General features: G+C 38.6%; 13 protein-coding genes. 11 read left to right on the top strand and 2 right to left on the bottom strand.

Annotation, left to right across the window (positions count from 1 at the left end):
- Positions 1-28 precede the first annotated feature (28 nt).
- From Q7U33_RS06695 to Q7U33_RS06675, 5 genes are all read left to right on the top strand, one after another.
- Complete coding sequence (locus Q7U33_RS06695) at positions 29-310, top strand: multiubiquitin domain-containing protein (protein WP_304858892.1); 282 nt, start codon at positions 29-31, stop codon at positions 308-310.
- Entirely contained in the window at positions 285-1454 is a 1170-nt protein-coding gene (locus Q7U33_RS06690; RefSeq protein ID WP_304858890.1) for a ThiF family adenylyltransferase, read from the top strand. Before Q7U33_RS06695 ends, Q7U33_RS06690 begins: the two co-directional genes overlap by 26 nt.
- Entirely contained in the window at positions 1444-1893 is a 450-nt protein-coding gene (locus Q7U33_RS06685) for a DUF6527 family protein (protein WP_304858888.1), read from the top strand. Before Q7U33_RS06690 ends, Q7U33_RS06685 begins: the two co-directional genes overlap by 11 nt.
- Before the next feature lie 542 nt (positions 1894-2435).
- Positions 2436-2621, top strand: a complete 186-nt coding sequence (locus tag Q7U33_RS06680) for a hypothetical protein (protein ID WP_304858886.1) — start codon at positions 2436-2438, stop codon at positions 2619-2621.
- 44 nt (positions 2622-2665) lie between these two features.
- Positions 2666-4246 (top strand): hypothetical protein, encoded by a 1581-nt coding sequence (locus Q7U33_RS06675; RefSeq protein WP_304858884.1) that lies wholly within the window; start codon positions 2666-2668, stop codon positions 4244-4246.
- Between the two features lie 62 nt (positions 4247-4308).
- Here the strand turns inward: Q7U33_RS06675 and Q7U33_RS06670 are convergent, their stop codons facing one another.
- Together Q7U33_RS06670 and Q7U33_RS06665 are read right to left on the bottom strand one after the other, a co-directional pair.
- Positions 4309-4923, bottom strand: coding sequence for a hypothetical protein (locus Q7U33_RS06670; protein WP_304858883.1), 615 nt, complete (start codon positions 4921-4923; stop codon positions 4309-4311).
- The gene (locus Q7U33_RS06665; protein ID WP_304858881.1) at positions 4916-5350 is read right to left on the bottom strand and encodes a helix-turn-helix domain-containing protein; all 435 of its coding nucleotides are present in this window, start codon (positions 5348-5350) and stop codon (positions 4916-4918) included. Before Q7U33_RS06665 ends, Q7U33_RS06670 begins: the two co-directional genes overlap by 8 nt.
- An 83-nt stretch (positions 5351-5433) precedes the next feature.
- Between Q7U33_RS06665 and Q7U33_RS06660 the strand changes: the two genes are divergently transcribed.
- From Q7U33_RS06660 to Q7U33_RS06635, 6 genes are all read left to right on the top strand, one after another.
- Positions 5434-5682: a DNA-binding protein gene (locus Q7U33_RS06660; protein ID WP_304858879.1), complete on the top strand. Its 249-nt coding sequence runs from the start codon at positions 5434-5436 to the stop codon at positions 5680-5682.
- 291 nt (positions 5683-5973) lie between these two features.
- Positions 5974-6897, top strand: a complete 924-nt coding sequence (locus Q7U33_RS06655; protein WP_304858877.1) for a hypothetical protein — start codon at positions 5974-5976, stop codon at positions 6895-6897.
- Positions 6894-9317: a hypothetical protein gene (locus Q7U33_RS06650; protein WP_304858875.1), complete on the top strand. Its 2424-nt coding sequence runs from the start codon at positions 6894-6896 to the stop codon at positions 9315-9317. Before Q7U33_RS06655 ends, Q7U33_RS06650 begins: the two co-directional genes overlap by 4 nt.
- Positions 9310-10806 carry an ATP-binding protein gene (locus Q7U33_RS06645; protein WP_304858873.1) on the top strand — a complete coding sequence of 499 codons (1497 nt, stop codon included), beginning with the start codon at positions 9310-9312 and terminating at the stop codon, positions 10804-10806. Before Q7U33_RS06650 ends, Q7U33_RS06645 begins: the two co-directional genes overlap by 8 nt.
- Positions 10806-12530 (top strand): TnsD family Tn7-like transposition protein, encoded by a 1725-nt coding sequence (locus tag Q7U33_RS06640; RefSeq protein WP_304858871.1) that lies wholly within the window; start codon positions 10806-10808, stop codon positions 12528-12530. The genes Q7U33_RS06645 and Q7U33_RS06640 overlap by 1 nt, the downstream gene beginning before the upstream one ends.
- Positions 12527-13507: a TniQ family protein gene (locus Q7U33_RS06635; protein ID WP_304858869.1), complete on the top strand. Its 981-nt coding sequence runs from the start codon at positions 12527-12529 to the stop codon at positions 13505-13507. The genes Q7U33_RS06640 and Q7U33_RS06635 overlap by 4 nt, the downstream gene beginning before the upstream one ends.
- Positions 13508-13791: the final 284 nt, after the last annotated feature.

The following is a 13791-nucleotide window of genomic DNA, read 5'->3' as shown; positions in this document are numbered from 1 at the left end:
AAACAAACCTCATAATTTGGAGAGCAATATGAATGAATTAGAAAATCAATCACAACCTCATAAATCGAAAGAGCATGAAATTACAATCATTGTAAATGCAACCGAGCAAGTAGTTGACGATAAGGACATAACATACCTTGAAGTTGTTCAACTATGCTTCCCTAGCGCAGTTATAGGTGGCAATGTTATTTACACAGTTACATACAAAAAAGGCACATCATCAAATCAACAAGGTGCCATGGATATTGGTGATACAGTTAAAATTAAGAAAGGGATGATATTCAATGTCACACCAACTGATAAATCATAGTCCTGATCTAAAGAAACTGCGTGACGAGGGATATGAGGTACAAATAAAATCGGGTCACTTACTGATTTCTGGCATACCATATATCAATGCAGACCGTGTAATTAAGTATGGCACTGTGGTTTCAACATTGCATCTCGCTGGCAATATTACTACTAAGCCAGATACGCACGTTGGAATGTTTAAAGGAGATTACCCATGTCATAAAAATGGGTCCCCAATAGAAGGCTTTAGACATACATCAAACACTCAGATACTCGCAGAAGGTGTAGAGGTTAATCACTCTTTTTCTAGCAAACCTCGTGACGGACTTGGTTATCCTGATTATTACGAGAAAATGAAGCGTTACATCGAAATTATTTCGGCCCCAACTGGATTATCCGCACAGACTTTTAAAGTAATTGAATCAGAAGATCCTGAGTCTGTTTTTCATTATCTAGATTCATGGTCAAGCCGAGCAGGTATTTCAACAATTAACGATAAATTTAAAAGTAAGAAAATTGCAATTATCGGTCTGGGTGGTACTGGCTCATACGTATTAGATCTTGTTGCTAAAACACCTGTGGCAGAAATTCACTTATTTGATGGCGATAGATTTTTACAGCACAATGCTTTCCGTGCACCAGGCGCAATCAGCCTAGAAGAACTTAACGAGAAAAACTATAAAGTAGATTATTTCAATAATGTATATTCAAAAATGCATAAGAATATTGTTGCACATTCTGAATATCTTAATGATCAAAATATTAATGACTTACCACATTTTGACTTTGTATTTATATGCATAGATAAGGGTGAAGTTAAGAAGTTACTTATAGCTAAACTTGAAAACGAAGGCACCTCCTTCATTGATGTAGGAATTGGCGTACAAGCTGTAAAAAATGCTCTAATAGCCACTCTAAGAGTTACCACTAGTACTGAAGCAAAGCGTGACCATTTTATTAAAAAAGTGTCATTGGTTGATAGAGATGATGACGAATATGCGCAAAATATCCAGATTGCAGATTTGAACTCATTAAACGCATCTTTGGCTGTAATAAAGTGGAAAAAACTAAGCGGGTTTTATCATGATCACGAAAGCGAGCATCATTCTACGTACACTGTTGATACAAACTTATACTTAAGCGAATGTATAAATGAAGACTGAATTTCTTGAGGCGGAATTTGTAGAGTACATGCCACAGTCACTGAAGGACGGTATACTTTATGTATCCATGGGATTTGGAACAGCGATTCATAACTGCTGCTGTGGTTGTGGCAATAAAGTCGTAACGCCATTATCCCCAACAGATTGGAAGTTGATATATGACGGGGAAAATATTTCTCTAAGTCCTTCAATTGGTAATTGGAGCTTTCCTTGTCAGTCCCACTATTGGATCAGAAGTGGCAAAATTGAGTGGTCTGGAAAGTTTTCAAAAGACCAAGTCGATGAGGTCAGGAAGAGAGACAAGTATAGAAAATCTGAACATTTTGAACGAAATGACAAGCAAAAACTTGCAAGAAAAATTCAAAATGTTCAGCCTGAAGTGGCTAGATTAAGTTTTGTTACCGTAGTTTTCAAAAAATTAGTCGACTTATTTCGATAGCCTCATCGAATCATCAACTTTTTCTGGTGATTCGATTACCCCTCCATAGTCTTTTATCACTCCTCAAGTACGCTATCTTTTAGTCTTAAGCTTGATTTGTTGTTTTTATGATGAATTGAGGTTGTTTTATTGAATATTTGCTTACTTAAAGATATTAACCGCTAGTAAAGCATCCCCGCTGTATCAACATAGGCAGACTTTAACGCCAATAATTATTTAATTCCTACATAATGCTTAGGAAATTTGTTTTTCTTTGCTAGAAAGTCATTCCTAAAGCTTGAGAGTAATCTAATACTGTGTTTAGTAAAGGATTTCCCCTAATCTCTTTATTGACAATGTAAATTGTCAAGTAGATAATTTCAGAAAAGAGAGGGATTAATCAATGTTATTGTAGAGATTCGTTTGCAATTTCTTTTTTTACGTAAAATGAATTATTAAATTTAAGGAACTGTTTATAAATTTAGTATTTCTAACTAATGCATCTGTGAAATTATAATCTTTTGCAATTTGAGCATTATAAATGCTTATCTTTGGAGTTAAAAATGTCTAATCTCGGTTTATTCGTACTCGAGGTAGCTAAGAGCGAAAACAAAACTGTCGTAATGCCTGTAGATAAAGCTCAGGAGATTCACGATAACCTCTCAAATCAAATTTTTAGTAAAATTGAAGAAATACGTAATGTGCAAAGAAGAGCGGTCGAAGAGTCGCTAAATATTACGATATTTTAATATTACTTATACAAGAATAGGGCCGTCAAACAGACGGCTTTTTTATGGACCCAAGAATAACAATCCACGAAATCACAAACTATAAAAGTCTTCTTGATACGGTGTATCAAGAGCTAGAGTTAATTTCACATCGCAAACCTCAACAATCTGCTAACACTCAAGTACCATTGCTTAATTGCTGTGAAGCACTGTTTAACGCTGGAGCAGTTGCTATCTTGGCACAACACAGGGTGCATGATCCTGATTTTCTTGCAGAATATAGCTCTTATTACAGTAAACAATTCACAGAAGTGAATCGACTTTGTACAAGGCTTCATTTCTTCAAAGAAACAAAAGTTGGTGTAGCAACTCCGCTTGAATATATTGATTCTATACTCCCAGAAAATTATCTAGGATTTGTTACCCTTAGGCCTGTCATCATGAGTCCTGTAGGTGCCTCCATTTTAAGTCGCGAAGTATCAATTGGATTTATACGCAGCGCGGACAAATTTCCCGTACATATTATGGGAAAACAATTAACTGTATGTGGCACTCCGTTTATGCAGCAAGATAATGCTGTGGGCGCTTGTGCACAAGCTTCGATATGGATGGCATTACGGACATTACGTAAACGTGAAGGTGATAGAGCACATGATCCAGCGCAAATTACAGATGCAGCCACTCGTTATAACGCAAACGGGCGCATTAAACCTAATCGCCAGGGCTTAACTCATATACAGATGATTGAGGCAATTCGCTCCGCTGGATATTCTCCACACTCAATTTGGTTGGGTCAATGGCATAATCAAAACCTAAATGTCATGAACGCTTCTGATGTTGAAATCGCAAAACAAAACATTCATCCATATATAGAATCTGAAATACCAGTAGTTTTAATATTAATCAATCAAAATGGTGGTCATGCCGTAGTTGCTGTTGGTCACACATGGAATGAAAAAATTAAAACTTTCAAAAATGTGGACGTATCTAACTCCGTTGGTTTAAATCTAAAGTTTGCACATGCCGTTAGCTGGATTCCAGAATTTATTATAAACAATGATAACTCTGGGCCTTACATGAAGTTTCCACCTTCTAATGGCGGTGGTACTGGCTACTCGATGGAGCAAATGGTATATGCAATGCCATTATTACCATCTGATGTTTTTATGTCTGGTGAAGAGGCACTAAGTGTTGGTTTAACCATAGTTGCAGATTTATACCAAGGCTTCGTTACTGCTGCGAATAAGGCTGACTTGGAACATTCTGCCGCAGAAATTGCTATTCGCATTTTGTTGGTTGAGAAACGAAAACTAAGAAATTGGGCTGCTTCAACAATAATGGCAAAAGAATTAAAAGATGAACTTAGGACAATGGACTTACCTAAGCGAGTCTGGATTCTTGAGCTACATTTAAAGTCTATTTATGGTACTCAAGGTGCAGCCAACACACCTAGTTTAGTTGGCTTTGTACTGATTGACCCAACTGGTGACACAGTTACAAATTCTGTACTAATGCTTTATTTAAATAAAAATTATCCTTTAAATATTATCTCCGTGGGGTCATTTGTACAGTTCAATAATAATGGGCTACCGAATATAGGTACTCAAACTACTGACACCACTCCTCTGCAACCAATGAGGGGCTGACATCTAGCATGGCTAAAGTTAGACTCTGAAGTAAACTCCCCAAATTACTCCTGCCGGGTAAATCACTTAACTAGCTTAAACCAAGGGTATCTAGAAACTATAAATTTGGCTAACTTCTCACGACCCCATGCCAAATTATATGTCCCCTGCCAAAGCAATCCTAAAGCCGACCCCAATATAAATGCAGTTGGTAATCCAGGATAAATACACTTAGACATATCCCACACGAAGGCTACCATAAAAGGTGTCAAAATTAGAAGCAACAATGCCTGTAATTTTGCCTTCTTGTAATCTGTCTCCCTTGGCTGCATCACAAAATATGAGCCATCATCATCAACCCTTATCATTCTATAAATTCTAAGCAGCTCAAACTGAGCAGTAGTAATTACACCTGTTTTACTCAATTCATTAATGAAGTTTTGTATCACTGGGTCAATACTGAATAATCTGTTGGCTTGAAGCCCTAGTTTTATTAATAACTTAGTAAATAATGATTTTACGCCACTAGTTTTTCCAGATTCATTTGGATAAATATTCTGATGTGCTAAATGGTCATCAAACTGCATTGATAATTTATCAATAAATGCTAAGCCTAAATCATCTCTACCTTTAACCTGCTTACTAAGAGCCTCGACCATTACTTTGAATTCGTTAATCTGGTCTTGCTCCTTACTCACCTAACCTCTCCAGCGCATTATTAGTAAGCATATCATCAACATTGATTTCTGGTCTGGTTGACCCATTCGCTGCATCGACCACACTCTTAAATGCATCAAACAATTGCTCTGCTGTAAAAGACATGTCTTGTCTTTGGGCAAAGGTTCGCTGAATCAGCAGGAAAGCATTCTTTAGCAACTCCCAATCAAGAATATCTTGGTTAGCACGCTTACCAGTAGCGATAAAGCCAACATCAACACCTCTCATCCTTAAGGCTTCAAGATACTCCAGGGTTGGCCAGTTCCTCTCACTTTCATACAGATATTGAGCAGTTTTACTCACGCCACCTAAATTCCCAAACTCTTCTTGGCTTAACTTTAGGCGTTTACGTTCTTCACGCAATCGTAGCGAGAAAGCTTCAACAGGTTTTTCAGAAGTTGTATTCATGAAAAAATTATCTCACAAATTGTTGAACATTTTTACAATATATATAAAATATAATAAATATGTTTATACTATTGGGGTGAAAAATGCTCTCGTTCTTGGAAGTGCGCAATTTATTCGAGGCTAATGGAATATCGGTTGCGGAATGGTCACGCGATCATGGGTTTCCTTCTGCCTTGGTATATAGAGTGTTAAGAGGTGAAGCAAAATGCAGACGTGGAGAAACCCACAAAATTGCAATTGCATTAGGCATCAAGCCAAAAGCGTCTCACGAACAACGGAAGCAATTAGAAATCATCAACCATGTTAATCAATCAGTTGAGATGGCAAACTAAATAAGGGGAATAGTTAACAGAGAAAATATAAAAGAAAAAAGCCGAACATTAAGATCGGCTCTTTGCTATTGATGCCCCTGCGCTAACAGGGTTACAACGTAGTACATAACTGTATTCTGCCTATCAATGCGTGAAGAGTCAAGGGGTTAGTTCGCCCTAAATTTTCGCAATCAAAGAGTGTGCGATGGCGCTTGTCTACCTACTGACAAAGCCTACAACTTCTCTTCATAATATAGGAAATACAATGACTTACCTTAACTTCAACACCTCTATCGCTAATGAGGTGAAATAATGGCGCGCGCACCTAAAGTCACATGGGTTAGATTGAATAGTGCAATGGCTTCAGGCATGGGCACTGGTTTTGGTGAATACTATAAACCCGTGCTAGAAATAAAACGCTGGAATCCATCGCCGATGTCGGTGCAGGTACTAAAAGCTCTACCCCGATTCAAAAGAGAGTGTCACTTTTTCTCTCACAGCGAGTGGTATTTGGGGCTACTCTTCAGTTGGGTTGGTGCGCATATCAGGGAGCAATTTCCGCTATGGCCATGGCAACATAGCCACCCAGAATACAGTCGTAACCAAGAAATGGACTCAATCCTACCCGAATCAGTGGGAATGGCTGAAATATGCAGAGATGCAGGAATCAAACACGGTACTTTTGTAGGCACAAATATTCCATATATCTGGAGCATGGATCTTTGCGCTCACATGCCTTGGGTATCTGATTTAAAGAAGTCCACATGCCTAATCTCTGTAAAACCTCTAACCTCAGAACAGTATTTGTATGTAGATCCTCTACACCGTGGAACTGAAAAGCTGGAGTGTGAAAGAAGATATGCCAATCAGCTTGGAATAAACTATTTTGTTGGGGATAGATCTCTCTTCCCTGGACCAGTCTTTGCACAGCTTGAATTGCTCGCTGATGCGGCAATTCTTCCTGCAACTCATCCTTGGTCATATACCTTACATAGTTTTCTGGATCGTCACGGAGAGGCTGCACAAAATGAACCTTTGCAGAGTATTCGTGAAAGATTGATCACGGACTATAACTGCTCACCTGCGCAGGCCACTTTCTTTAAAAACCATATCCTTTGGAACCAGTTAATCGACTGTGATCTTTCAGTAAAGTTGAAAGAATCACAACCTCCAAAAAAAGGTGGCTTAGCTCTAATTCAAGCAATAAGAAATTCCATGGCAGGAGTAACAAGATGAACAACATCATCCCAGGCATGGCCATTCAAACAAAAAATGGTAGTGCGTTACTAGATTGCATAGTCAGGGTCTTATATATCAATAAAGACAATAATCTAAGTATAGTTATTCCGATTCTTCCCAAAAGATCCGGAAGTAATAAAACCAACATGAGATTGTATTTTGTGGGCATGAGGTCGTTACCTTTGGATCGAATCAATGAGGAAATCTCTCAGCATAAGCTCCGTCTCCTGACCAATGGCGTAAAACCTCGTGCTGACGTCATGGCAACAGATGATGAACTCGACAAGAAATATCTACGTAAGGGCCAGTCAATCAGTATCCCAAGAAAGAAAAGAGCAGAGAGATATGCAATTATTCAACCGCTTGTTCATGATCATGAAAACATAACATTATTGTTTGACCCTCAGGTTAGATCCGAGCTTATTACAAAAAGAGCGAACGACTTAAAAAGTGAAGATTGCTCACTTAAAAGAATAACTAAACAGATCTCCGAGATATTAAATCAGTATTTTGCAGAAGGAAGTACGGTCGGAGCAGTCACGCCATACTCAGCAAATCAAGGCGGTAGAGGAAAAGAAAAAAGTACTAAAAAGAAACGGAAGCTTGGCAGGCCGAATACACCAACAACAAACGGTGCTAACAATACCGCCGGATTCATAATGTCAGATCAAGACAAAGATATCTGTGGATTTGCATGGCGAAATTACTACATCAAAGGTAGCACCATAACAAAAGCACATCGAAAGATGAGGCGCGAGTTTTACTCTGACATTTCAATTAATGACGAAGGAAAATCAGTCCTATCGCTAAAAAGGATAAATGAACACCCTTCACAAAATCAATTTGAAACATGGGGACAGAATAGATCGCCCGGTCATGAGAGCTGGAAAAAACAGATCTCAAAATTCAACCTTAATCGCTTAGGACGTGTGCTATTTGGTACATCGGATAGCGACATTATCGCTGTCGGTCAGCGAGGTGCAGTTGATTCAACAAGCATTGATGTGGAATTAGTAAGTGTCGCAAGCCGACTGGATAGGATCGGAACAGCTCACAGAATTCTTATTGTAGATGGTCTGTATTACTACATAAGTGGATTCTATCTGGGTCTTGATGCACCAAGCGCCGAAACTGTAGGTTTAGCTTTTCTTCACTCACTTACAGACAAAACAGAATGGCTAAAGTGGCTTGGTCTTGATGACCAAAACCCGGAAGACTGGATACCAATTCAATATGGATCAGTCACTGCAGACAATACAGATCTTCGCTGCCAGGCAGTCGAAGAAAAACTGGCCTCCATAGGTACTGGCATCAAATTTGTTGGTGTAGCCAGATCAGATCTAAACGCAACTGTAGAGACCTCACACCATATTTTACATCGAATGGTTGACCACAATATGCATGGCACGACACATGGACAAAAACACGAGCGCGGAGAAGAGCTTGCAACTGTCCTGGCAAGGCACACAACAATAGAAGCAATCCGTGAAACTGCTCGTGCCATATATACACATAACACCATTGAGCTCGATATCCAGCCAACACTGGAAATGAGACGTGACCTGATTGAAAAAGGCATAAAACTCACGAGAGCCAACCTGACTCGCTGGGAAATCAATCGGGGAAGATGTCATACAACTTTAATGGGAGAAGATGAAGCACTCATCAAATTACTTATTCCTGTTCGTGGCACATTCACACAGCATGGCGTAAAACTTTTAAGAACCGATACTGGAAATAAACGTGAATTCATTGAGCAAATTCGGTACATCAGCCATCACCCTCTCATCAAAGCGCGTGCCATGAAAGCTAAAGTTGCTCGGGCAAGAGTGAATGCCATTTCACACGATGATGATTTCCTACACAACCCATACAAACCGACAGAGATTTTCTTTAAAGATATTTACACCGGCGAATTAATCAAGCTTGATTTAGTTACTAAAGATAGCGATCTGCCTGATGAGTGCAGCATGCCAGACATTGTTGATCTTATGAAGCGAGATGCAATTTACTCATTCAACGTCAAAGAGTCTCGCAATCAAACACTTAGCGATCTGGAATTTCATCAAGAACAGACAAAAGAAAATGCTGAAGAGGAATATCAGGACTCACTTTCCAAATTAGACAAACCTCCATCCAAAGCCTCTTTAAAAAGAAATAAAAAAGATAATCGTAATCAAGAAAAAGGAAGATTCATTTACGGAATGCCGCCACAGATTCCAGAAAATGTAAATACCAGCTCACCACCAGACATATCCAGTATCTCCGACAAAAATGGAGAAAATACAAAAGACTTCATAACTCAACTAAGCATGCAAGAGATGAAATCTGAAAAAGCCAACTCCGTATCTGAGGAAAACAACATTGCATTAGCTGCTCTTAGGAAACGCCGGGAAAGGAGATATGCAAATGTCTGAGTTAGATAACGCTAGAACTCAATCTTGGTTTTATGCTTACAATCCTCTACTTGAGCAAATTCCGGTCTTTAACAATTATGAGGACGTAGTAGATGCTATCGCTTTTAATCCTCTGGAAGGCATAGATGTCAACACCATGTCATTTGTCGATAAAGTTGGACTGTTAGCTGGAGAAAAAACGCCGTTAGAACCGACAATGAAATCTGTACGCGCAGCAATAACCTGGCATGGCATGCTTGTGAATGGTTTACGAGCCAGAAATCCTACCCTTGCCAATAACAGGGCATACTACTACCAAGTTCTAGAATGCGCTAATGAAGGCAAAACCAGACTTCCTGTTGCTCCAACTTCAGGAATGGCGATCAATATAATGAAAGGTCCCACCGGGACTGGAAAAACTGTGACGCATAAGCGCTTCTGTGCATGCCTTCCTCAAGTGATTGATCACGGGAAAGTGGAAGCTGCTGGATGGCAAAATATGCGTCAATTGGTTTATCTTAACGTTGATCTGTCGCACGATGGCAGCCGTGGCGGATTCTTGATAAGCATACTATCCGAGATGGACAAACACTTGGAAACCAACTATGCAGACAATTTACCCAAACAATTCAGAACTGTTGAAACACTGGCAGTGGGCACCATAGGAAGATTAGTCGCCCACTACACAGGCATTATATTCGTGGACGAAGCGCAATTACGTAATATCGTTGACTCAGCGCAGGCTGAGCAGATGCAAATGTTTTTACTAAAATTGATGAATTCCGGTATTCCATTGGTCTTTTCAGGCAATGAATGCGCTTTCAACTGGGTAGACTATAGCCAAGATAAATCGCGCTTTGGATTAACTCAAGAATCCCTTTTTTCTCCAATAGGTGCGATGAATGAGCGTGAAGCCGATGATGAATGGGATGCACTCTTTGATGGAGTATCTTCATATTACTTGCTAAAGAATCCGATCACTAACCCAGAAGAGTGTTCCTTCACTTTAAGGATATGTAGTGGAGGAATCGCAAGACTAGCACTAACCTTGTGGTGTTACGCACAAACTAATGCTTTATATGACGGCAGCAAAACAATCGGCCCTGCTGACATTCTGGCTGCTTATGAGTCAGCTTGTTTTGATGAAATGCGACCGTTAGCAGACGGATTCCATTACAAAAATTCAGAACTATTAGCGTTATATCCTGATGTTAATGACGAATTTTACAAAGCCATATGGGAACAATTAAAAGACAACAACAAACAAAAAACAATACATGTAAATGAAATTTCAAATAAGGCGGTGCAAGAAAGGACCAAACAGAAAAGACCCTTATCTGGAAAAACAAAGCTCATGCTTGAGCAAAAGCGTAACCAAAAGAAAGTTGAAAATCGGGCAAAACTGATTGCAACTATGAGTCCAGAGGACATACGTCAGCAAGGATTGATTAACAGCAATCTTAAGAGTCTAGAAAAATTAAGAATAGAAATTGAGAAGGCAGGCATGTAATGCAAATCATGATGCCAATATTAAATCCAGACATGACTTTCTATTCATTACTTGCAGTTACTAAACGCTTAAATGGTATTGGAAAAGCAGAAGAAATCAGCAGAACCCTTTTCTCCAACTCATCTGCAGCACTAAGACATGACTTTTCGCCAGATCTAGATGTATTTTGTAACAAAACTGGCAATGCTTTTGGAAACCCAATTGAAGTAGCAATCAAGACTTCCACACTTCCTTACTTTTTACGCTTTCGTCCACAAACCACTCATGACAAAGCTTTAGGATTGATGGCTGGGTCAACGGTAGAGCCTCTTAAGTTTGTCTTGGGATTACCGCCAGGACCATCAGGGGCATTCCTACCATTGAGTTATTGCAACGAATGTCTTAAAGAGGATATTATAAATTATGGATATGCATATTGGCACCGCAAACATCAATTGCCAACCGTCATGGTGTGTCCTACACATTCAACTCCATTGAATTATGCAAAACTAAGAATTAATGGTCGTGGTCGCTCTGGCCTATTTTTGCCTAATGACGATGAGATTCAGAAATATCAATCTAAACAATTAATAGGTAGCGCTAAACCAATACTGGAAAGACTATCCACATTATCATCAATGGTGCTTGACCAAGAGTTATCCGCACCTTATTCAGCCAATTCACTAAAGGCAACCTATTTACATGGGCTAAAGCAGCAGGGACTACTTTCAGTATCAGGTCGTGTGCGAGCAAAAGATTTCGTTAATAGAATAACTAAACATTATGAAGCCATATCAAACCTTCCGACATTTGACCGGATTGTAGGGTCTCGCTTTGCAGATGGGTTATTAAGATTAGTGCGCAAACCCAGAGTAAATTTCCATACAGCGAGTCATCTGATTATGGTCGATTTCCTTTTTGGTGATTGGAAATTGTTTAATTCGGTCTATCTATGGGAACAACAAATGGATCTGCCATTAGAGAATGGTACCAAACTCCAAGCCACCTGCCCTAGCCATAAGAACTTGAGCAAAGATCTTGAAGACCACCTTCTTGAATTAGCAAACCGGTTTAATAATAAAAAAGGATCGCTTACTTCACTTGCAAAACAGCTAAATATAAACATCAATACAGCCATGCGATGGTTAGGAAAACTAGGCCTCATTGAAATACCACGCAAACCGAAAACAATATCTGCAAAGATCAGAGCGAATGTTATCAATCTTCTTAAACAGGGCTGCCCACTGAAAGCCGTTTCCTATCAAACGGGACTTTCGAGCTCCTCCATTGACAGAATATGTAATGAAGAACCTAATCTGCAGAAAATTTGGAAAGAAGCCCACAAGAAATACAAACGTCAAAAAGAACGTGAAAAGTTTCTGAATTTTTTAACCCTCTATCCATCAACAACACAATCTGAGCTAAGGCAAAGTAACGACTCAGGATACCGGTGGCTCTATAACAATGATTTATTATGGCTGTCACAACACCTACCAACGAAACGCACAATAAAAAGAGCACAATCACTTCCTGTTAAACCAAGAGTTAACTGGGTAAAAAGAGACAATCAGTGTTTGGCTGCACTAAAGGTTATAAATATGGAAAACCTTGAAAGCTGGGAACGAATAAAACCTAAAGCTTTTCTGAGGCGTCTTCCGAAACTATCATTTTCACCAAGATTAGATAAATTACCAAAATCAAAATTATGGGTTCAAGGTGAAATTCAGCGATTAAATAAATTATGACCGCCAAAAAAAAGAAAATTATTTTTCCCAAATCACACTTATTTATTCCATCTTTGATACCTGATGAATTCTGGATTGGATATTTTGGCAGAATACTGATGGCTAATAGTATTAAGGACATTCCGACAATTCAGAAAGCCAATCCCTATTTTAATGGTCTTTTTGGCAATGCTGATTATGAAAATATAAAAGCATCCATGTCGTATAAGCTAGCTCTTATGTCCCAAACTCCATATAAAGAATTTATTCAACATCACACGCTCATTCCTTTATTGATAACAAGAAATTCATATCATTACAGACCCACCAAGAAACCTGTTGTTTTCAATGAATATGCTAGAAAAATAATGAAAAAAGGGGCATTTTTCTGCAAAAAATGTGCTGAAGAGGATATAGATGAATATGGGATCTCTAGCTGGAAAAGATCCCACCAACTTATAGGTGTAGATTGGTGCTTAAAACATCATTGTGGCCTATTTATTGTGTATAAAGAATATGCGATGAATCAGCCACCTTACAAGTATATAAAAAGTCATAAAAATCTTATTTATGAGATAAATGATGAATCAGGGCAGAACCGTTTTATTAAGAAATTCATTAATCTCATTCAATATCTATCAGCTACTGATCATAATTTTGATTATTCTGATATATCCTCCCTGATTAATTATCAGTTTAATGAACTCATTTACAATTCTTTACGGCCCAGTGATACACTTTTGAGTGATTTCTTAATTGAGAAATTTCCAAGAGCATGGTTAGTAAGAAATTTTCCTGAGTTAAAAAAGAATTCTGCTGGAGAGCTTAATAAAGGGCTCGACAAGATCATAAAAGACGACCCAAAACTGATTAATCTTCTTTTACTAGCATCTGTAATCTTTCAAAACTTGAGCAGCCTTCCGTACAAGTTAACACGAAATATACCCAGCCTTAAAAAGGCTATAGATTACATCGAGCCAACACCTGTCATGTGGTGAAACTTTCCAACATTAAATGTGATTCAAGAATTCTAAAAGTGGCATTATTAGAAAAACTCTGCCAACACACATTAATTGATGTTTTAACTTTTGAAGACGCTGACAACATCCTAGGCTATCTTTAAAGATAGTTTCGATCTTAGTGCGTATTCTTAGTAAAAAGGCCAACTAAAACAATTTCAAAAAGGCCACTTAAACTTATCGCAAAAAATCCACCCATAATTTGCAATAGCGGCCACTCGTAATTCTCAAATGAAATTTTAGATAAAAAGCTGGTTACGACA

The sequence above is a fragment of the Methylotenera sp. genome (assembly GCF_030653755.1).
Classification (GTDB): Bacteria; Pseudomonadota; Gammaproteobacteria; order Burkholderiales; family Methylophilaceae; genus Methylotenera.
The sequence above is the reverse complement of the archived record's forward strand: the minus strand, read 5'-3'. Positions and strand labels throughout refer to the sequence as shown.